The organism is Pseudomonas sp. LAM2023, from assembly GCF_016620375.1.
In the GTDB taxonomy this organism is placed as follows: domain Bacteria; phylum Pseudomonadota; class Gammaproteobacteria; order Pseudomonadales; family Pseudomonadaceae; genus Aquipseudomonas; species Aquipseudomonas anuradhapurensis.
Map to the genome: position 1 here is coordinate 314,722 of NZ_JAENHV010000023.1, position 20,604 is coordinate 335,325.

Sequence of the window (20,604 nt, forward strand, 5' to 3'; positions counted from 1 at the left end):
AATACACCCCTGGAAAAAACAGTAAAAAATCTTACAGCTTAAAAAGATCAAGACCACTTACATCTACCCAAATTCAACTTGCAGAATGCGAGACAATATCTGCGCAGAACAGCACAAATTCGATCAAAAGCAGGCTTCAGTCATTGCTAGGAGATCATATCCATGAAACATCTGACACTAATTGGTATTTTTCTATTATCGGGGTGCAGCGGTGAGAGGCTCCTGATACTTCCTGACCGCGAGCATGAAAATTTCAGCTGTGACATGGACCCATACAAACAAGGGTGTGAACGAATGAAAGACTACCAAGAGCATTTCCGATTGACGGAAGAGCCAGTGAAATGATGCTGCGCAAGCCACCTCGACCGTTCAAAACGAGACGGACCTGCCTGCGGCTGTACGCTTTGCGCTGTTACCCTCGTATGAAATGTCTGTGCGGATTATGGCTACGCTGGGGCTGCTGTGCAGCCCAGCGCGACACAAGGCCGCTCACAAGGGCCCCGCAAGCATATCGACAAACAAAAAACCCCGCCGAGGCGGGGTTTTTCTTGCTGGCTAGCGCTTAGATCGCGCCACGCTGACGCAGTACGTCCAGCACCTGTTTCACGCCCTCGTCCACGCTGGTGGTCTGGGTGTCGATCACCAGGTCGGCATCCAGCGGTACATCGTACGGGAAGCTTTCGCCCGGGATGTTGTCGCCAGCAGCTGCGTACAGGCCTTGCGGGTCACGCTCACGGCAGGCCAATGGCGAAGCCTGGACATAAACGGTCACCAGGCGCTCCTTGCCGATCAATGCCTTGGCCTGTTCGCGGCCTTCGGCATCCGGGGCCACGAACGCGGCCAGGGTCAGCAGGCCGGCTTCGTTGAACTGGCGCGCCACATGGGCGGCGCGGCGCCAGTTCTCGGTGCGGCCGGCACGGTCCTGCGGCAGGCCCTTGTTCAGATCATGGCGCAGGTTCTGGCCATCGAGCACGTACACCGCACGGCCCATGTCGAACAGCTTGCGCTCCACGGCATAGGCCAGGGTGCTCTTGCCAGCGCCGGACAAGCCGCTGAACAGCACAGTGGCCGGCTGCTGGCCGAAGCGCAGGGCGCGCTCTTCGGTGGACACGTGGGCCTGCTTGCCGTGATGGCCGGTGCTGCCGTGCGGCAGCACTGGCGGGGCGATGATCATGCCGGCGCCGACGGTGCCGTTGGTCAGGCGATCGATGACGATGAACGCACCGGTGGTGCGGTTGCTGTCATAGCCGTCCAGGGCGATCGGGGCATCCAGGGATACCTTGACGCGGCCGATCTCGTTCAGTTGCAGCGCGCTGGCAGCACCCTGCTCCAGGGTATTCACGTCGACCTTGTGGGTGATGCTGGCAATCGAGCCCGGCACGTAGCTGGTGGCGCGCTTGATGTCGTACTTCTTGCCCGGCAGCATCGGCTCCTCGGCCATCCACACCAGCATGGCGTCGAACTGGTCGGTGACCGGTGGAACGTTGTCGGCATGCACCAGCAGGTCGCCACGGGAGATATCGATTTCGTCTTCCATGGTCAGGGTCACGGCCTGGCCGGGGCCGGCGTTTTCCAGCTCACCCTCGTAGGTGACGATGGACTTGACCCGGCTGCTCTTGCCCGATGGCAGCACGACGATTTCATCGCCCTTGTGCACCACGCCGCTGGCGATGGTGCCGGCGAAGCCGCGGAAGTTCAGGTTCGGGCGGTTGACGTACTGCACCGGGAAGCGCAGGTCGGTGAAGTTGCGGTCGGCCGAAACCTCGACGGTTTCGAGGATTTCCATCAGCGTCGGGCCGGCGTACCACGGCGAGCGCTCGCTGTGGTTGACCACGTTGTCGCCCTTGAGCGCCGACATCGGCACGAAGTGCAGGCTGCTCGGCACCAGGTTGATGGCTTCGGCGAACTTCAGGTAGTCGGCCTTGATCGACTCGAACACGCCCTGGTCGAAGCCCTTGAGGTCCATCTTGTTGACCGCGACCACGATGTGCTTGATGCCCAGCAGCGAGGCAATGTAGCTGTGGCGGCGGGTCTGGGTCTGCACGCCGTAGCGGGCATCGACCAGGATGATCGCCAGGTCGCAGGTGGACGCGCCGGTGGCCATGTTGCGGGTGTACTGCTCGTGGCCCGGGGTGTCGGCAATGATGAACTTGCGCTTGGCGGTGGAGAAGTAGCGGTAGGCGACATCGATGGTGATGCCCTGCTCGCGCTCGGCCTGCAGGCCGTCGACCAGCAGCGCCAGGTCGACTTCTTCGCCGGTGGTGCCGACCTTCTTCGAATCACGGGTGATGGCCTCGAGGTGGTCCTCGTAGATCATCTTCGAGTCGTGCAGCAGGCGCCCGATCAGGGTGCTCTTGCCGTCGTCGACGTTGCCGCAGGTCAGGAAACGCAGCAGTTCCTTGCGCTCGTGCTGGGCCAGGTAGGCGAGGATGTCCTCGCTGATCAGATCAGATTGGTGCGACATGGAGTAACCCTGAAATTAGAAGTAGCCTTGGCGTTTCTTGTCTTCCATGGAGCCGGCGCCATCGTGGTCGATGACACGGCCCTGGCGTTCGGACGTACGGGTCAGGAGCATTTCCTGGATGATGTCCGTCAGGGTCTCGGCTTGCGACTCGACAGCACCCGTCAACGGGTAGCAGCCAAGGGTACGGAAACGCACCTTCTTCTTGACGATGCGGGCTTTCTCTTCATCGGTGAGATGTTCGAGGATGCGCTCGTCGTCGATCATGATCAGGGTGCCGTTCTTCTCGATGACCTCACGCTCGGCAGCGAAGTACAGCGGCACGATCGGGATGCCTTCGAGGTAGATGTACTGCCAGATGTCCAGCTCGGTCCAGTTCGACAGCGGGAAGACCCGGATCGACTCGCCCTTGTTGACCTTGCCGTTGTACACGTTCCACAGCTCGGGGCGCTGGTTCTTCGGGTCCCAGCGGTGCTTGCTGTCACGGAACGAGTACACGCGCTCCTTGGCCCGCGACTTCTCTTCGTCGCGGCGCGCGCCACCGAAGGCGGCATCGAAGCCATATTTGTCCAGCGCCTGCTTCAGGCCCTGGGTCTTCATGATGTCGGTGTGCTTGGAGCTGCCATGGGTGAACGGGTTGATACCCTGCGCCACGCCCTCGGGGTTGACGTGGGTGATCAGCTCCAGGCCCATTTCCTCGACCATCCTGTCGCGGAAGCGGTACATCTCCTGGAACTTCCACTGGGTGTCGACGTGCATCACCGGGAACGGCAGCTTGCCCGGGAAGAAGGCCTTGCGCGCCAGGTGCAGCATCACGGCGGAATCCTTGCCGATCGAGTACAGCATCACCGGGTTGTCGAACTCGGCGGCCACCTCGCGGATGATGTGGATGCTCTCCGCCTCCAGCTGTTTCAAGTGCGTCAGTTTGTCGACCATGGCTACTCACGAAAAACGATCTTATGGACGGCCTGCGGGCCGTGTTCGAGCGAGCCACTTTATCACAGCGGGTGCTTCTATTTAGGCGGCCGGCTAGATCGAAAAAATCTAACCATATGACTGAAGTTTTGGGCCTCTTCGCGGGCCTGCCCGCGAAGAAAGCCACGCCGTAGTCAGATCGGGTTCGGGCAATCGATGAACAGGTGCTCGACGGCAAACCGCCGCGCCAGGTAATCGCCCAGCGCCTGTACCCCATAGCGCTCGGTGGCATGGTGCCCGGCGGCAATGAAGCTGATGCCGTTCTCGCGCGCGCTGTGGTAGGTCTGCTCGGAGGCTTCCCCGGTCAGGTACAGGTCGACCCCGGCGGCTATCGCGGTGTCGATGTAGCCCTGGCCACCGCCGGTGCACCAGCCAACCCGGCGGATCATCTGCTCACCCTCGACCAGCAACGGCTCGCGTCCCAGCACTTCCTGCACACGACGGGCAAAGTCGCGTGCGGTCAGCGGCTCGGCCAGCGAACCGACCAGCCCGACCACCTTGGGGTTTTCCGGGTCCAGCGGGCCTTCGACGGTGATCTCCAGCTGCCGCGCCAGCTGCACGTTGTTGCCCACGTCCGGGTGCACATCCAGCGGCAGGTGGAACGCCAGCAGGCTGATGTCGTTGTTCAGCAAGGTCTTCAAGCGGCGCTGGCGAATGCCGGTGACGCACGGGTTTTCCCCCTTCCAGAAATAACCATGGTGCACCAGCACCAGGTCGGCCTCGGCCTCGACCGCTGCATCCAGCAGCGCCTGGCTGGCGGTGACCCCGCTGACGATGCGGCTGACCTGCGGCCGGCCCTCGACCTGCAGGCCATTGGGGCAGTAATCCTGGATCTTCGCGCTGCCCAGGTAACGCTCGGCTTCCTCGACCAGGGTGTTCAGAGCGACGGCCATGAAAATCTCCTCGAAATCTGCATTTTTATCGGGCACAACGCCCATGCAACGCCCGTATAATGCCGGCCATTATGGGCCGTCGCCGGCACTGGGGGAACCGGTGTATGATCGCGCGCGCTCATGCCCCACCGCGCGCCCTCCGGCCTTTGCTCTTTCCAGGATTCGTTCATGTTCAAGGCTTTGCGTTACTTTGGCTGGCCCCTGCTTACCGGCATACTGGTCGCCATGCTGATCATCCAGCGCTTTCCGCAATGGGTCGGCCTGCCCAGCCAGGACGTCAACCTGCAGCAAGCACCGCAGACTTCACGGATCATGCAGGGCCCGGTGTCCTATGCCGAGGCCGTGACCCTGGCCGCCCCGGCAGTGGTCAACCTGTACACCACCAAGGTGGTGAACAAGAGCTCGCACCCGCTGTTCGAAGACCCGCAGTTCCGCCGCTTCTTCGGTGACAACCTGCCCAAGCAGCGCCGCTGGGAGTCGAGCCTGGGTTCGGCGGTGATCATGAGCCCCGAAGGCTACCTGCTGACCAACAACCACGTGACCAGCGGCGCCGACCAGATCGTCGTGGCCCTGAAGGATGGCCGCGAGACCTTGGCCCGGGTTATCGGCAGCGACCCGGAAACCGACCTGGCAGTGCTGAAGATCGACCTGAAGAACCTGCCGGCGATCACCATCGGCCGCTCCGACACCATTCACATCGGCGACGTGTCGCTGGCCATCGGCAACCCGTTCGGGGTCGGCCAGACCGTGACCATGGGCATCATCAGCGCCACTGGGCGCAACCAGCTGGGGCTGAACAACTACGAAGATTTCATCCAGACCGACGCGGCGATCAACCCGGGCAACTCCGGTGGTGCGCTGGTGGACGCCAACGGCAACCTGATCGGTATCAACACGGCGATCTTCTCCAAGTCGGGCGGTTCGCAGGGCATCGGCTTCGCGATCCCGGTGAAACTGGCGCTGGAGGTGATGAAGTCGATCGTCGAGCACGGCCAGGTGATCCGGGGCTGGCTGGGCATCGAAGTGCAGCCGCTGAGCCAGGAGCTGGCCGAATCGTTCGGCATGAAAGGCCGCCCGGGCATCGTGGTAGCAGGTATCTTCCGCGAGGGGCCGGCGGCGAAGGCCGGGTTGCAGCTGGGTGACGTGATCCTGAGTATCAACGGCGAGCCGGCCGGTGACGGGCGCAAGTCGATGAACCAGGTGGCGCGGATCAAGCCGAACGAGAAAATCACCATCGAAGTGATGCGCAACGGGCAGCAGCTGAAGCTGATTGCCGAGGTCGGCCTGCGGCCGCCGCCAGCGCCGGCGGTGGCCAACGAAGAGAAGTAACGCTCCGGTCTGGCAACCCGTGTAGGAGCGGCCTTGCGTCGCGATGGGGCGCGCAGCGGCCCCGGGATTTCAGCTTCACCGCTGATATCGCCGGGGCCGCTTTGCGGCCCGATCGCGACACAAGGCCGCTCCTACAGGGACCGCGTGTGCAGCCGCTACGGCATCAATGCAAGATCTGGCTCAGGAACAACTTGGTCCGGTCACTGCGCGGCCGGTCGAAGAAGTCATCCGGCGACGCCTGCTCGACGATCTCGCCCTTGTCCATGAAGATCACCCGGTTCGCCACGGTCCGGGCAAAGCCCATCTCGTGGGTCACGCAGAGCATCGTCATGCCATCCTCGGCCAGGCCCACCATGGTATCGAGCACCTCCTTGACCATTTCCGGGTCCAGCGCCGAGGTCGGTTCGTCGAACAGCATGATCTTCGGCTTCATGCACAATGCACGGGCAATCGCCACACGCTGCTGCTGGCCACCGGACAGCTGCCCCGGGTACTTGTGCGCCTGCTCCGGAATACGCACGCGCTCCAGGTAGTGCATGGCAATTTCTTCAGCCTTACGCCGCGGCATCTTGCGCACCCACATTGGTGCCAGGGTGCAGTTTTCCAGGATGCTCAGGTGCGGGAACAGGTTGAAGTGCTGGAAAACCATGCCCACCTCGCGGCGGATGGCCTCGATCTGCTTGAGGTCATTGGTCAGCTCCACGCCGTCGACCACGATGCGCCCCTGCTGGTGCTCCTCCAGGCGGTTGAGGCACCGGATGGTGGTGGACTTGCCCGAGCCGGACGGCCCGCACAGCACGATACGCTCGCCCTGGCGCACGTTCAGGTTGATGTCCTTGAGCACATGGAACTGGCCGTACCACTTGTTCACGCCCTGCATCTGGATGATGCCTTCGGGGCCGGCAGGCTGCTTGATCGCTTCACTCATTTCGAAACTCCTAACGCTTGTGGCCAGTGTCCAGCTTGCGCTCCAGGTGCATGGAGTAGCGGGACATACCGAAACAGAAAATCCAGAACACCAGGGCAGCGAACACGTAGCCCTCGGTGGCCATACCCAGCCAGGCCGGGTCGGCGGCGGCTTGCTTGACACTGTTCAGCAGGTCGAACAGGCCGATGATGATCACCAGGCTGGTGTCCTTGAACAGGGCAATGAAGGTGTTGACGATGCCAGGGATCACCAGCTTGAGCGCCTGCGGCAGGATCACCAGGCCCATCGCCCGCCAGTAGCCCAGGCCCATGGCCGCGGCCGCTTCGTACTGGCCCTTGGGGATGGCCTGCAGGCCGCCACGCACCACTTCGGCGATGTACGCCGACTGGAACAGGATCACCCCGATCATCGCCCGCAGCAGCTTGTCGAAGCTCATGCCTTCGGGCAGGAACAACGGCAGCATCACCGATGACATGAACAGCACGGTGATCAGCGGCACGCCACGCCAGAACTCGATGAAGGTGACGCACACCACCTTCACCGCCGGCATCTTCGAACGCCGCCCGAGGGCCAGCAGGATGCCCAGCGGCAAGGCGCCGACGATCCCCACGGTGGCGATCACCAGGGTCAGCATCAGCCCGCCCCACTGGCTGGTCGGTACATTCTCCAGGCCGAGCACGCCGCCGTGCAGCAGCGTGTAGGCCAGGATCGGGTACAGCACCAGGAAGCCCAGGCCGTAGAAAGCCTTGCGCGGGAAACGCTTGATGAACAATGGCGCGGCGCCCAGCACCGCAAGCCACACGGTCAGGTCCACGCGCCAGCGCAGTTCGGTCGGGTAGTAGCCGTACATGAACTGGCCGAAGCGCTGCTGCACGAACACCCAGCAGGCGCCCTCCTTGGTGCAGTCGGCACGGGTGGTGCCGACCCAGTTGGCGTCGATCAACGCCCACTGCAGCAGTGGCGGCACGATCAGCCACACCAGGTAGATGGCGAACAGGGTCAGCAGCGTGTTGAGCCAGCTGGAAAACAGGTTGGCACGCATCCATGCGAGCACGCCGACGGTTTTCACCGGTGGCGGCATGTCGGGTTTGAAAACATGGGCATTCACAGGCGTATCCTCACCGCTCGATCAACGCAATGCGCTTGTTGTACCAGTTCATCAGCAGCGAAATGCTGATGCTGATGGCGAGATAGACACTCATGGTGATGGCTATCACCTCGATGGCCTGGCCGGTCTGGTTGAGCACGGTACCGGCGAACAGCGAGACCATCTCCGGGTAGCCGATACCGGCCGCCAGCGACGAGTTCTTCGCCAGGTTCAGGTACTGGCTGGTCAGCGGCGGAATGATCACCCGCAGTGCCTGGGGGATGATCACCTTGCGCAGGGTCGGCCCCTCGCGCAGGCCCAGCGAGCGCGCGGCCTCGGTCTGGCCATGGCTGACCGAACGGATACCGGAACGCACGATCTCGGCGATGAACGCGGCGGTATAGATGGTCAACGCCAGGGTCAGCGCCAGCAGCTCGGGAATCAGTACCCAGCCACCGACGAAGTTGAATCCTTTCAATTGCGGCACTTCCCAGTGCACCGGGCTACCGAACAGCAGTACGCAGGCACCCGGAATGGCGATGAACAGCGCCAGCCCCACCCAGAACTTGTGGAATGGCTCGCCGGTTTCGTCGAAGCGCTTGTTGGCGTAGCGCACCATCGCGACGATGGCCAGCACGGTCACGCCCAGGGCAATGACGAACGGCCAGAAGCCGTCGGCCATGGTCGCACCAGGCATGTTCAGGCCACGGTTGCTGATGAAGAAGGTGTCCTGGAGGTTGATGCTGCCGCGCGGCCCCGGCAGGGTCAGGAACACGGCGAAATACCAGAACAGAATCTGCAGCAACGGCGGGATGTTGCGGAAGGTTTCCACGTACACCGTCGCCAGCTTGTTGATCATCCAGTTCGACGACAGCCGTGCCACACCGATGATGAAGCCGAGGATGGTCGCCAGTATCACGCCGATGAAGGTCACCAGCAGGGTATTGAGCAGGCCGATGACGAACACCCGCGCATAGCTGTCGGATTCCACGTAGGGGATCAGGTGCTGGGCGATGCCGAAGCCGGCACTGCGGTCGAGGAAGTCGAAGCCCGAGGTGATACCTCGGTGTTGCAGGTTGGTCTGGGTATTGTGGAACAGGTACCAGCCCAGACCGACCACGAAGGCTATCGTGAGGATCTGGAACAGCCACGCACGCACACGTGGATCGCTCAGGGATAACCCCTTTTGTGCGCCAATTCGATTTTGCATGAAGTGCCCCGGAAAGTAGGGTTCCGAACAACCTGCGGCGGCCGAATGCCGCCGCAGGGTGCAGCCATCAGCGCACAGGTGGCGCGTACTGGATGCCGCCGTTGTTCCACAGGGCGTTCATGCCACGGTCGATCTTCAGAGCGGTGCCCTGGCCCAGGTTCTTCTCGAACACTTCGCCATAGTTGCCGACTTGCTTGACGATCTGCACTACCCAGTCCTTGGGCAGCTTGAGGTCCTTGCCGTACTCGCCATCCGCGCCCAGCAAGCGGGCGACGTCCGGGTTCTTGGTATTTTTGGCTTCGGCCTCGACATTCTTCGAGGTGATGCCCGCCTCTTCGGCGTTGAGCATGGCGAACAGGGTCCACTTGACGATGCTGAACCACTCTTCGTCGCCTTTGCGCACCACCGGGCCGAGGGGCTCCTTGGAGATGGTTTCCGGCAGCACCACGTACTCGGCCGGGGCGGCCAGCTTGGAGCGCTGGGCGAACAGCTGCGACTTGTCCGAGGTCAGCACGTCGCAACGGCCGGACTCCAGCGACTTGGCGCTTTCATCGGAGGTGTCGAAGGTGATCGGGGTGTACTTCAGGCCATTGGCGCGGAAGTAGTCCGACACGTTCAGCTCGGTGGTGGTACCGGCCTGGATGCAGATGGTCGCGCCATCGAGTTCCTTGGCACTGGATACCCCCAGCTTCTTGTTGGCCAGGAAGCCGACACCGTCGTAGTAGGTAACACCGGCGAACACCAGGCCCATGCCGGCATCGCGCGAGCTGGTCCAGGTGGTGTTGCGCGACAGCACGTCGACTTCGCCCGACTGCAGCGCGGTGAAGCGTTCCTTGGCGTTGAGCTGGCTGAACTTGACCTTGGTCGCGTCGCCGAACACGGCGGCGGCCACGGCACGGCACACATCGGCGTCGATACCGACGATCTTGCCCTGCGCGTCAGGTACCGAGAAGCCTGGAAGACCGTCGCTCACGCCACACTGGACGAAGCCCTTCTTCTTTACCGCATCGAGGGTGGCGCCGGCCTGGGCGTTGCTCACGGCGCCCAGCGCAGCGGCAGCGGTCAGGACTGCCAGGGTGGTTTTCAACATCTTCATTCACAACCTCCAAATCGCTCTTGTTGTATCGAGCCGGAATTGCACCGCACCCTTTTGAGGCGTATCCGACCCGTATTGGCTTGTTATTGGGTCAATTGGCGCAATGGGCTGTTCTGTGACAGCCTTCGCGTGCAAAGGGTGTTACCGTCACGGCCCGCCCTTTGCATCGAAGGTTGAATTGCAAAGCCCGTACCAGATTGTTTGGCTGTAGCGTTTAAGCGCTCGTCAAGTAGGTAAAGTTGTATCGTTGCGACATTCTTTTTCAGACAATCATTTCCAGCGCCTTATTTTCAGGCACGCCTTAACGAGACCCGCACACTTTCGGAGCAGTCATGACCAACCCGCTGATTCTCGAACCGCAAAAAACCGCCGACGCTTGTGTGATCTGGTTGCACGGTCTGGGTGCCGACCGTTACGACTTCCTACCGGTTGCCGAATTCATGCAGGAGCGTCTGCTCACTACCCGCTTCATCATGCCCCAGGCACCGACCCGCCCAGTGACCATCAATGGCGGCTATGCCATGCCCAGCTGGTATGACATCAAGGCCATGACCCCGGCCCGCGCCATCGACGAAGCGCAACTGGAGGAATCGGCCGAGCAGGTGATTGGCCTGATCAAGGCCGAGCAAGCCAAAGGCATCAGCCTGTCGCGAATCTTCCTGGCCGGCTTTTCCCAAGGCGGCGCAGTGGTGCTGCACACTGCCTATATAAAGTGGCAGGAAGCCCTGGGCGGCGTGATCGCCCTGTCCACCTACGCCCCCACCTTCAACGACCAGCATCAGCTGAGCGCCTGCCAGCAACGCACCCCGGCCCTGTGCCTGCATGGCGTGCACGACCCGGTGGTGATTCCGTCCATGGGCCGCACCGCGTTCGAGTACCTGGACACCTGGGGCGTCGCCGCGCGCTGGCACGAATACCCGATGGAGCACGAAGTGGTGGTGGAAGAGCTGAACGACATCCACGACTGGCTGGCCAGGCAGCTGCAATAAGCAGAAGCCACCTGTAGTTGTCAGCCCAAGCCACTACGCCGCGCCTGAATCTTGCATTACACTGCCGGCGTACATTCCTTAACCAGTTGATGAGACGATCGTGCTCAAGGCACTCAAGAAAATATTCGGCAAGGGAGACGCCGCGCCACAGGCCGTCGCTCCTGCTGCCAGCGTGACGGCGCCTGCGCCCGCCACCGACGCCCGGCCAGCGGCAAAACCGACCGCCCCGCGCGCCACCCCTGCACCCAAGGCTGAACAACCTGCTGTGGTTGCACCGGCCGCCGACAAGCCGGCCAAGGACAAACCGCGCCGTGAGCGCAAGCCCAAGCCGCAGGCCAGCCTGTGGAAACCGGAAGACTTCGTGGTCGAACCACAGGAAGGCAAGACCCGCTTCCACGACTTCAAGCTGTCCAACGAGCTGATGCACGCCATCCATGACCTGGGCTTCCCCTACTGCACGCCGATCCAGGCGCAGGTGCTGGGTTACACCCTGCGTGGCCAGGACGCCATCGGCCGGGCCCAGACCGGTACCGGCAAGACTGCAGCGTTCCTGATCTCGATCATTTCCCAGTTGCAGCAGACACCGCCGCCCAAGGAACGCTACATGGGCGAGCCGCGCGCGCTGATCATCGCCCCTACCCGCGAACTGGTGGTGCAGATCGCCAAGGACGCCATCGCCCTGACCAAGTACACCGGCCTCAACGTCATGAGCTTCGTCGGCGGCATGGACTTCGACAAACAGCTCAAGGCCCTGGAAGCGCGCCATTGCGACATCCTGGTCGCCACCCCCGGCCGTCTGCTGGACTTCAACCAGCGTGGCGAGGTGCACCTGGACATGGTCGAGGTGATGGTCCTGGACGAAGCCGACCGCATGCTCGACATGGGCTTCATCCCCCAGGTCCGGCAGATCATTCGCCAGACCCCACCGAAAAGCGAGCGCCAGACCTTGCTGTTCTCCGCCACCTTCACCGACGACGTGATGAACCTGGCCAAGCAGTGGACCACCAACCCGGCCATCGTCGAGATCGAGCCGGAGAACGTGGCCAGCGAAACGGTGGAACAGCACGTGTATGCCGTTGCCGGCAGCGACAAATATAAACTGCTGTACAACCTGGTGACCCAGAACAAGTGGGAACGGGTGATGGTATTCGCCAACCGCAAGGACGAAGTGCGGCGCATCGAGGAAAAACTGGTGCGCGACGGCATCAATGCCGCCCAGTTGTCGGGCGACGTGCCACAGCACAAGCGTATCCGCACCCTGGAGAGCTTCCGCGAAGGGCGCATCACCGTGCTGGTGGCTACCGACGTGGCCGGGCGCGGCATCCACATCGACGGCATCAGCCACGTGATCAACTTCACCTTGCCGGAAGACCCGGACGACTACGTGCACCGCATAGGCCGTACCGGGCGTGCCGGTACCAGCGGGGTGTCGATCAGCTTTGCCGGTGAGGATGATTCCTACCAGTTGCCGGCGATCGAAGAGCTGCTGGGGCGCAAGATCAAGTGCGAAATGCCAGCGGATGAGCTGTTGAAGCCGGTGCCGCGCAAGCACCACTGACGATCCGAATGCTGGCACCGTCCCTGTAGGAGCGGCCTTGCGTCGCGAAAGGGCTGCGAAGCAGCCCCGGCAATCCATGCATCAAGGTTGAAATCCAGGGGCTGCTTCGCAGCCCTTTCGCGACGCAAGGCCGCTCCTACAAGGAATCGGCGCAGCCTTGGCTACCAGCGCCCGGCAGCATCCTGGTCACTCTGCTTCCCTTCGACCCAGCGCGGCCCTTGCTGGGTATTTTCCTTCTTCCAGAACGGCGCCCGGGTCTTCAGGTAGTCCATGATGAAGTTGCAGGCATCGAACGCCGCCTGCCGGTGGGCACTGGCCACGCCAACGAAGACGATCGGTTCACCCGGCTCCAGCGCACCGATGCGGTGCAGCACCTCGACCTTGAGCAACGGCCAGCGCTGCTCAGCCTCGACCACGATCTTGGCCAGGGCCTTCTCGGTCATGCCCGGATAGTGCTCGAGGAACATCCCCGCCACTTCCCGTCCATCGTTGAAGTCCCGGACATAGCCGACAAAGGCGACCACCGCGCCCACGCCGACATTGGCCGCATGCATGGCATTGGTCTCGGCACCCGGGTCGAACGCACCTGCCTGAACTCGCACTGCCATGTTCAGCCTCCGGTCACCGGTGGGAAGAACGCCACTTCATCGCCCTCTTCCAGCGCTTCATCGAGCTTGCACAGCTCTTCGTTGCGCGCACACATCAAGTTCTGCTCGGCCAGCACCTGGTACGGCCCGCCCTTGGCGACCAAGGCCTGGCGCACATCGTCCAGCACCTTGAAAGCACCCTCCACCCGCTCGGCATCGACACCCAGCAGTTCGCGGTAACGGGCGAAGTACATCACCTTGACCTTCATCACGCGTCCACCTTGTAGTGGCCGCTCTTGCCGCCAAGTTTTTCCAACAGGCGCACCTGCTCGATGACCATGCCCTTGTCCACGGCCTTGCACATGTCGTAGATCGTCAGCGCGGCTACGCTGGCTGCGGTCAGCGCCTCCATCTCCACACCAGTCTGGCCAGCCAGCTTGCAGCGGGCAACGATGCGCACGGCATCCTCGCCCTCGGCACCGAGCTCGACCTTGACACTGGTCAGCATCAGCGGGTGGCACAGCGGGATCAGGTCGCTGGTCTTTTTCGCCGCCTGGATCCCGGCGATGCGCGCCACGGCGAACACGTCGCCCTTGGGGTGGTCGCCGTCGACGATCATCTGCAAGGTCTGCGGCAACATGCGCACCCGCGCCTCGGCGGTGGCCTCGCGCTCGGTCACGGCCTTTTCAGTGACGTCGACCATGTTGGCCCGCCCCTGGGAATCAAGATGTGTCAGCACTGCTCTGCTCCTGTGAAGGGAACTGGCAGTGTAAACCTGTGGGTCAGGTTTGAGCAGGGGGCCGGGCAGTGAACTGCCCGGCTGCAGGGTTTTACAAGTGCGATTCGGCGTACTCGGCCAGCACCGAGCGGGGCACGCCCTGCAGGGTGATGTGCACGCCATGGGGGAAGTCCTTGAAGCGCTCGGTCAGGTAGGTCAGGCCCGAGCTGGTCGCGGACAGGTAGGGGGTGTCGATCTGCGCCAGGTTGCCCAGGCAGACCACCTTGGACCCGGAGCCGGCACGGGTGATGATGGTTTTCATCTGGTGCGGCGTCAGGTTCTGGCACTCGTCGATCAGGATCAGGCTTTGCTGGAAGCTGCGACCACGGATGTAGTTCAGCGACTTGAACTGCAACGGCACACGTTCAAGGATGTACTCGACGCTGCCATGGGTGCTTTCGTCATCCATGTGCAAGGCTTCGAGGTTATCGGTGATGGCGCCCAGCCAGGGCTCCATCTTCTCCGCCTCGGTGCCTGGCAGGAAGCCGATCTCCTGGTCCAGCCCCTGCACGCTGCGGGTGGCGATGATGCGCCGGTAGCGCTTGCTGACCATGGTCTGCTCGATGGCCGCGGCCAGGGCCAGGATGGTCTTGCCGGAACCGGCGGCGCCGGTCAGGTTGACCAGGTGGATATCCGGGTCGAGCAGCGCGAACAGCGCCAGGCTCTGGTGGATATCGCGAGGCTTGAGGCCCCAGGCCTCCTGGTGCAGCAGCGGCTCCTGGTGCAGGTCGAGCAACAGCAGCTCATCGTTGCGGATGCCCTTGATCCAGCCGACGAAGCCCTGTTCATCGATGATGAACTCATTGACATGCACCGCCGGCAGGTTGTCGATCAGTTGCACCCGGTGCCAGGTGCGGCCACGCTCCTGGCGGGTATCGACCTTGCTTACCCGGTCCCAGAACGAACCGCTGACCGAATGGTAGCCCTTGGACAGCAAGGACACGTCATCGACCAACTGGTCGGTGCTGTAGTCCTCGGCGGCGATGCCGCAGGCGCGCGCCTTCAGGCGCATGTTGATGTCCTTGGTAACCAGCACCACGTCCAGGTCGGTGCGCCGGGCCCTCACTTCGAGCAGCTGGTTGATGATGATGTTGTCGTTGAGGTTTTCCGGCAGCAGCTTGTTGGGCTCGTTGCGCGGGGTCATCAGGATCGACAGGAAGCCCTTGGGCCCGCTCTTGCCACGCTGGATCGGCACGCCCTGCTCGACATCGTTGGGCGAGGCGTCACCGAGGGTCTGGTCGATCAGGCGAATGGCCTGGCGGCATTCGGCTGCGATGCTCTGCTTGCCGGTCTTGAGCTTGTCGAGTTCCTCCAGCACCGTCATCGGGATGGCGACATGGTGCTCCTCGAAGTTGAGTAACGCGTTGGGGTCGTGAATCAGGACGTTGGTATCGAGCACATACAGGATTGGCTTGCTGGAGGGAGGGTTGCGTCCTTGGTCATCCATACTCGGTCACCTTATGTCGAAGCCACACGGCGTGGTCTGTTACGCCGCAGAGTGACTGCCGTTCTCCCCGTATCCGCGTTGTTACGGGCGGGAAGCGAACCTGGCTAGGTGGGCCTGGATGACGCCACCTGTGCTGCAGGAATCGGCTGTCTGGTTTCTTCATACCGCAAAAGCCATGACCGGAAAAAGCGTTTTTACGCGTTTTTGAAGTTTATTTTGCCGAATGACGAAGGGGCCTTGGCGGCAGCGCCAGAGGGGACTACAGTCAGAAGTCACACCCCTGGTTCGCGGTACCCATACTCGCGGCAGCCTTCCCAGCCGATACCGCTCTGCGCGGTGTTGCGCAGCAACCAGTCCAGTGCCGGCTGCGCCTTGGGCAAGCTGTCATGGAACTGGATCACCCCCTTGCGCCACAGCAGCATCAAGGTCAGCACCCGCTGCGCCGAGGCTTGCGCCGTCAGTGCACCATCATCCTGAGCATCGATATCCCACAACGATACCCGCAGTTGCTGGCTGGCCATGAACGTCTCGCCGTCGGCGCGGCGTTGCCCATAAGGTGGCCGGAACAACGGCACATACTGTTGCGGCAGGTCGGCCTGCACCCGCGCCTGGCTGCGCCGCAGCGAGTCCTGCCAGCCCGTCCACTGTGCATGGGAGCGATATTCCCAGCCCTGTATACCCACGCACTGGCCGCCATAGAGCTGGCGCAAGGCGCTTGCCGCGCCGGCGTCGCGGCGTTGCTGCAGGCGGTTACCGAGCACGAAGAACGTACCGGCAAGCTTCTGCCGACGCAGGTAATCGGTGAGCTGGTCGGTCGTGCCACCCTGCGGCCCGGGCCCACCGACGAAGGTCAGCAGGAACATGCGGTCATTCAGTTCATCACCATTGCGCTCGCGCGCCGACAGCCGCTCCACCTCGCTACTGGTTTGCGGCAGCAATGCGGCCTTGCGCAGTTGCTCGTCGAGGTAGTGCACATGGAACTGGTGGCTGGGTTCGATCCAGCCCGTGTAGAACGTGCCGACATCGGCAGCGAAGGTTGCCGCCTGGGTACGCAACTCTGCCATCGAGGTCACCGGATAACAGAACGACGCATCCTGTTCGCAACTGCGCTGTGCCTGTTGATAGCCTTGCCACAACCGCTGCCACATGCGCGCCCGCAGCAGGCGTACCTTCTGCAGGTTGATCTGGCGCAAGCCCAAGCGGGTTGCCAGCGTCGCCTCGTCCAGCAGCTCGCTTTCGTGCAGCACCTGGGCGAACGAGAGGATTTCCGCCCGCGAGGCCACATCGAACAACGCCGGGCTGTCCAGCTGTTCGGGCCACAGGCTGCGGTCCAGGCTTACCTGGGGTGAGGGGGCGGCTTGCACGGCCAGGCTCAGCAGGCCGGCCAGCAAGGCAGAGGCAATGCGCACGGTTGAAGGCTCCGCAACGGCGAAACGCGCACTATAGCGCCTGCACCGGCCATGGTCTGTGACTATCGTCGCCATAGTTTGGACTTGGACCGCCCAGCCCGTAGAATCCCTGGCCAACGATGCCAGGAGCCGACCCGATGCTGACGGTGATTTCCCCCGCCAAGACCCTCGACTACGACACCCCGCCGGTGACCGAGCGTTACACCCTGCCGCAATACCTGGACGACTCCCAGGAACTGATTCGGCAACTGCGCGAACTGTCGCCAGCGCAGATCAGCGAACTGATGCATTTGTCCGACAAGCTCGCCGGCCTGAATGCCGCGCGTTTTGGCAGCTGGACCCCGGACTTCACCCCGGCCAATGCCAAGCAGGCACTGCTGGCGTTCAAGGGTGACGTGTACACCGGCCTCGATGCCGAGAGCCTGGGCGAGGACGATTTCAGCTACGCGCAGGAGCACCTGCGCATGCTCTCGGGCCTGTACGGCCTGCTGCGCCCGCTGGACCTGATGCAGCCTTATCGCCTGGAAATGGGCACCAAGCTGGCCAATGCCCGCGGCAAGGACCTGTACGCGTTCTGGGGCACGCGCATCAGCGAATGGTTGAACCAGGCCCTGGCCGAGCAGGGCGATGAGGTGCTACTCAACCTTGCCAGCAACGAATACTTCAGCGCGGTGAAACGCAGCGCCTTGACGGCGCGGGTGATCAACGTCGATTTCAAGGACTTGAAGAACGGCCAGTACAAGATCATCAGTTTCTACGCCAAGAAGGCACGAGGGATGATGAGTCGCTTCGTGATCCAGCGGCGCATCAACGACCCGGAACAGCTCAAGCAGTTCGATGTGCAGGGCTACTACTACAGTGCCGAACAGTCGAAACCGGACCACCTGGTGTTCCTGCGCGATCATCCTGCCGAGTGATCCTGTAACGGCCGCCTCGAGGTTGAAACCGCCCCCACCGGTACTGCGCTGCACGCCAGGCCGAGGCAATACCTGCAGGGGCCGGCTTACCGGCGAAATGGGCCGCACAGCGGCCCTACGGTAGCAGCACGAACCCTGCCTCCAGCCCGTCCACCCGCAGCCCTTGCACCACCGCCCTCGCCGCGCTGACCACAACCCTGCGCGGCGTCTGTTGCGCAGACTGGCGATAAATCACGTATTGCCTGCCCGCTCCATCCTCCTGCAAGGCCTCGGCAGGCACCACCATCGCAGCGTCTTCGCGATGTCGCCCGGCATGAGGCGCATCTGAAAGGTGGTCCCGAAAGCGCAAGTCTTGAGTCCCATCGTGTAACGCACCATCGCCGCGTTGACATCGGGACTGACGACACGCTGCACGCCGAAAGCGTCGACAGCGCCAGGGACTATCTGCTGAGCTGGCCGAGGATTAGCAATTTGATAGGTGCTGGTTTCGTTGGAGGTGACCAGCTTGAGGACCATGGTGCCGGTCCCCTGATTTTTTACGGTTACATCTACCTTTGGCCCCGCCTGCACCATACCAGCCAGCAACAAGGAACCGCTGGCGATCAGGATTTGCGATGTCTTCTTCATTTGGCGTTCTCTCGTCTCTTCCATGTGATGAATGGATGAGACGCCCTCGGTGGCCAGCGGCCCGAGGCCGCCCAAGACGCTCCTTCGTTCATGAACAGCTCCGCAGAGCGTCCACAGGGAGTAACGGCCAGCGCGGCAAAAGCCTTAGCATTCATGTGGCCATCATGTGTTTCCGCATCTGTTAACGCGCTGCCTCGGTCCAGAGCCGGCATCACATTGCCAGCATGTCATTTGTTCGACGCCAAAAAACCATCACTCCTAGCGTTATCGCCAAACGCCATAAGACCGTTCGTACCTTTTTTGACGAATTTTGAAAAAATTTTTTGGATGCTGGCAAAAAAATATCTCGCAACAGTTTCGCCCTTTATATATCGGGGCGAAACACCTGCGTGCTATCAGATTGAAATCTGTCGGCCACTGAAAAAATATTTAGAAATCTTTCATCCGGGCCGAACCGACCCGGAACTTCTGCTACGCCGAATCGCTCATAGTGCCGTAACGATTTTCCTGCCCCCGGGCTGTACGAGATGACTTACAGATGACAACGGCAGGTATCCACTACCCGCCCTAATAACTTCGACAGGTATAACGGGCACACCCCGAGCCCCTGTCCATGCAGGAGAGACGCGTCCCTTACAATTCGTCCTAGTGGTTGATTTCAAAGGGTTTTTCCAGTTGAAAGAACAAGCACAGCAACGCGCCAAGTAGCGCTTTGCAATAAAGACGGCTGCATTCCAGGGCACGTTTTTTAATTGATGGCCTTTTACTGCCAAGTTTGAGTGCATAACTTTTGCGCTCCGGATTTATTTTGCCTGCGCTCGGCGAAGTGTGCATTCGCCATGGATCCGTGCGCCCGAAAACTGTTGTTAATCCACCCAGTCCGGCTCTCTGCGGAGGCGCCGACGTGATAAACACATGAGGTGATAGCGATGCGTATCAGCATCTTTGGTTTGGGTTATGTGGGTGCAGTCTGTGCAGGCTGCCTGACGGCGCGAGGCCATGAAGTGATCGGTGTGGACGTGTCCAGCACCAAGATCGACCTGATCAATCAGGGCAAGTCGCCCATCGTCGAACCTGGCCTGGAAGCACTGCTGCAACAGGGCATCGCCAATGGCCGCCTGCGCGGTACCACCGACTTCGCCGAAGCCATTCGTGCCAGCGACGTGTCGATGATCTGCGTGGGTACCCCGAGCAAGAAGAACGGCGACCTAGGCCTTGAGTACATCGAGTCGGTGTGCCGCGAAATCGGCTACGTACTGCGCGACAGCGATCGCCGCCACACCATCGTGGTGCGCAGCACCGTGCTGCCGGGCACGGTGAAGAACGTGGTGATCCCGATCCTCGAAGACTGCTCGGGGAAAAAGGCCGGCGTCGATTTCGGCGTTGCGGTGAACCCGGAGTTCCTGCGTGAAAGCACCGCGATCAAGGACTACGACCACCCGCCTATGACCGTCATCGGTGAACTGGACAGCGCCAGCGGCGACATTCTGCAAGCGCTGTACGAAGAACTCGACGCCCCGATCATCCGCAAGCCGATCGAAGTGGCCGAGATGATCAAGTACACCTGCAACGTGTGGCATGCCACCAAAGTCACCTTCGCCAACGAGATCGGCAACATCGCCAAGGCGGTGGGCGTGGATGGCCGTGAGGTGATGGACGTGGTGTGCCAGGACAAGGTGCTGAACCTGTCCCAGTACTACATGCGCCCTGGCTTCGCCTTCGGCGGCTCGTGCCTGCCCAAGGATGTGCGCGCCCTCACCTACCGCGCCGCCAGCCTCGATGTCCGCGCACCGTTGCTCGACTCGCTGATGCGCAGCAATGAGTCGCAGGTACAGAACGCCTTCGAGCTGATCGAAGCCCACGACAAGCGCAAGGTCGCCCTGCTCGGCCTGAGCTTCAAGGCCGGTACCGACGACCTGCGCGAAAGCCCACTGGTGGAACTGGCCGAACGCCTGATCGGCAAGGGCTACCAGCTGGACATCTACGACGAGAACGTCCAGTACGCCCGTGTCCACGGCGCCAACAAGGACTACATCGAGTCGAAGATCCCGCACGTCTCGTCGCTGCTCAACGCCGATTTCCAGAAGGTCATCGACAATGCCGACATCATCGTCCTGGGCAACCGTGACGAGCAGTTCCGCGCACTTGCCGAGCAAGCGCCAGCTGGCAAGCACGTGATCGACCTGGTCGGCTTCATGAGCAAACCGACCTGCGCTACCAGCCGTACCGAAGGCATCTGCTGGTAACAGCAGGCGCCGGCGGCGCAGGTGTTGCCCACAAGGTGATACCTGCGTCGCCCACCCTTTCCCGAAT

The 20,604-nt window shown here is 62.0% G+C and carries 18 protein-coding genes; 5 read left to right on the forward strand and 13 right to left on the reverse strand.

All coding sequences use genetic code 11. The features are described from left to right. Nucleotides 1–562: 562 nt before the first annotated feature. The 3 genes from cysN to JKP78_RS14400 all read right to left on the reverse strand — a co-directional run bounded on the left by cysN (nt 563) and on the right by JKP78_RS14400 (nt 4,329). On the reverse strand, nt 563–2,464 hold the full coding sequence (cysN, locus tag JKP78_RS14390; protein ID WP_170032458.1) for a sulfate adenylyltransferase subunit CysN: 1,902 nt from the start codon (nt 2,462–2,464) through the stop codon (nt 563–565). A gap of 15 nt (nt 2,465–2,479) precedes the next feature. Continuing rightward, nucleotides 2,480–3,397: a sulfate adenylyltransferase subunit CysD gene (gene cysD, locus JKP78_RS14395; RefSeq protein ID WP_200626850.1), complete on the reverse strand. Its 918-nt coding sequence runs from the start codon at nt 3,395–3,397 to the stop codon at nt 2,480–2,482. Nucleotides 3,398–3,570: 173 nt separating this feature from the next. After that, on the reverse strand, nt 3,571–4,329 hold the full coding sequence (locus tag JKP78_RS14400; RefSeq protein WP_170032462.1) for a Nif3-like dinuclear metal center hexameric protein: 759 nt from the start codon (nt 4,327–4,329) through the stop codon (nt 3,571–3,573). Between the two features lie 168 nt (nt 4,330–4,497). On the opposite strand from JKP78_RS14400, the gene algW reads away from it, so the two are divergent. Continuing rightward, the gene (gene algW, locus JKP78_RS14405; protein ID WP_186685363.1) at nt 4,498–5,658 is read left to right on the forward strand and encodes a Do family serine endopeptidase AlgW; all 1,161 of its coding nucleotides are present in this window, start codon (nt 4,498–4,500) and stop codon (nt 5,656–5,658) included. Between the two features lie 163 nt (nt 5,659–5,821). Here algW and JKP78_RS14410 read toward each other — a convergent pair whose 3' ends face one another. From JKP78_RS14410 to JKP78_RS14425, 4 genes are all read right to left on the reverse strand, one after another. After that, a complete protein-coding gene (locus JKP78_RS14410; protein WP_170032466.1) occupies nt 5,822–6,586 on the reverse strand; it encodes an amino acid ABC transporter ATP-binding protein in 765 nt (254 codons plus the stop codon). Between the two features lie 10 nt (nt 6,587–6,596). Further along, nucleotides 6,597–7,694 (reverse strand): amino acid ABC transporter permease, encoded by a 1,098-nt coding sequence (locus tag JKP78_RS14415; RefSeq protein ID WP_170032468.1) that lies wholly within the window; start codon nt 7,692–7,694, stop codon nt 6,597–6,599. 10 nt (nt 7,695–7,704) lie between these two features. After that, on the reverse strand, nt 7,705–8,883 hold the full coding sequence (locus JKP78_RS14420) for an amino acid ABC transporter permease (RefSeq protein ID WP_186685364.1): 1,179 nt from the start codon (nt 8,881–8,883) through the stop codon (nt 7,705–7,707). Nucleotides 8,884–8,950: 67 nt separating this feature from the next. Then, nucleotides 8,951–9,979: an amino acid ABC transporter substrate-binding protein gene (locus JKP78_RS14425; RefSeq protein WP_186685365.1), complete on the reverse strand. Its 1,029-nt coding sequence runs from the start codon at nt 9,977–9,979 to the stop codon at nt 8,951–8,953. Nucleotides 9,980–10,311: 332 nt separating this feature from the next. Between JKP78_RS14425 and JKP78_RS14430 the strand changes: the two genes are divergently transcribed. Together JKP78_RS14430 and rhlB are read left to right on the forward strand one after the other, a co-directional pair. Then, entirely contained in the window at nt 10,312–10,968 is a 657-nt protein-coding gene (locus JKP78_RS14430; RefSeq protein WP_170032474.1) for an alpha/beta hydrolase, read from the forward strand. A 100-nt stretch (nt 10,969–11,068) separates the two neighbouring features. Then, nucleotides 11,069–12,526, forward strand: coding sequence for an ATP-dependent RNA helicase RhlB (gene rhlB, locus JKP78_RS14435; protein ID WP_200626851.1), 1,458 nt, complete (start codon nt 11,069–11,071; stop codon nt 12,524–12,526). Between the two features lie 161 nt (nt 12,527–12,687). Here rhlB and moaE read toward each other — a convergent pair whose 3' ends face one another. From moaE to JKP78_RS14460, 5 genes are all read right to left on the reverse strand, one after another. Further along, nucleotides 12,688–13,134: a molybdopterin synthase catalytic subunit MoaE gene (moaE, locus tag JKP78_RS14440; RefSeq protein WP_170032478.1), complete on the reverse strand. Its 447-nt coding sequence runs from the start codon at nt 13,132–13,134 to the stop codon at nt 12,688–12,690. A gap of 2 nt (nt 13,135–13,136) precedes the next feature. Then, nucleotides 13,137–13,382, reverse strand: coding sequence for a MoaD/ThiS family protein (locus JKP78_RS14445; RefSeq protein WP_186685520.1), 246 nt, complete (start codon nt 13,380–13,382; stop codon nt 13,137–13,139). Beyond that, complete coding sequence (moaC, locus tag JKP78_RS14450; RefSeq protein ID WP_186685369.1) at nt 13,382–13,852, reverse strand: cyclic pyranopterin monophosphate synthase MoaC; 471 nt, start codon at nt 13,850–13,852, stop codon at nt 13,382–13,384. The genes JKP78_RS14445 and moaC overlap by 1 nt, the downstream gene beginning before the upstream one ends. Nucleotides 13,853–13,943: 91 nt before the next feature. Continuing rightward, nucleotides 13,944–15,338: a PhoH family protein gene (locus JKP78_RS14455; RefSeq protein WP_200626852.1), complete on the reverse strand. Its 1,395-nt coding sequence runs from the start codon at nt 15,336–15,338 to the stop codon at nt 13,944–13,946. A 272-nt stretch (nt 15,339–15,610) separates the two neighbouring features. After that, nucleotides 15,611–16,747: a polysaccharide deacetylase family protein gene (locus JKP78_RS14460; protein ID WP_170032484.1), complete on the reverse strand. Its 1,137-nt coding sequence runs from the start codon at nt 16,745–16,747 to the stop codon at nt 15,611–15,613. 137 nt (nt 16,748–16,884) lie between these two features. Here JKP78_RS14460 and yaaA point away from each other — a divergent pair, with 137 nt between their 5' ends. Further along, nucleotides 16,885–17,664, forward strand: coding sequence for a peroxide stress protein YaaA (gene yaaA, locus JKP78_RS14465; protein ID WP_200626853.1), 780 nt, complete (start codon nt 16,885–16,887; stop codon nt 17,662–17,664). Between the two features lie 231 nt (nt 17,665–17,895). Here the strand turns inward: yaaA and JKP78_RS14470 are convergent, their stop codons facing one another. After that, on the reverse strand, nt 17,896–18,291 hold the full coding sequence (locus JKP78_RS14470; RefSeq protein ID WP_200626854.1) for a hypothetical protein: 396 nt from the start codon (nt 18,289–18,291) through the stop codon (nt 17,896–17,898). 929 nt (nt 18,292–19,220) lie between these two features. Between JKP78_RS14470 and JKP78_RS14475 the strand changes: the two genes are divergently transcribed. Further along, on the forward strand, nt 19,221–20,537 hold the full coding sequence (locus tag JKP78_RS14475; protein ID WP_170032492.1) for a nucleotide sugar dehydrogenase: 1,317 nt from the start codon (nt 19,221–19,223) through the stop codon (nt 20,535–20,537). Nucleotides 20,538–20,604 lie beyond the last annotated feature (67 nt).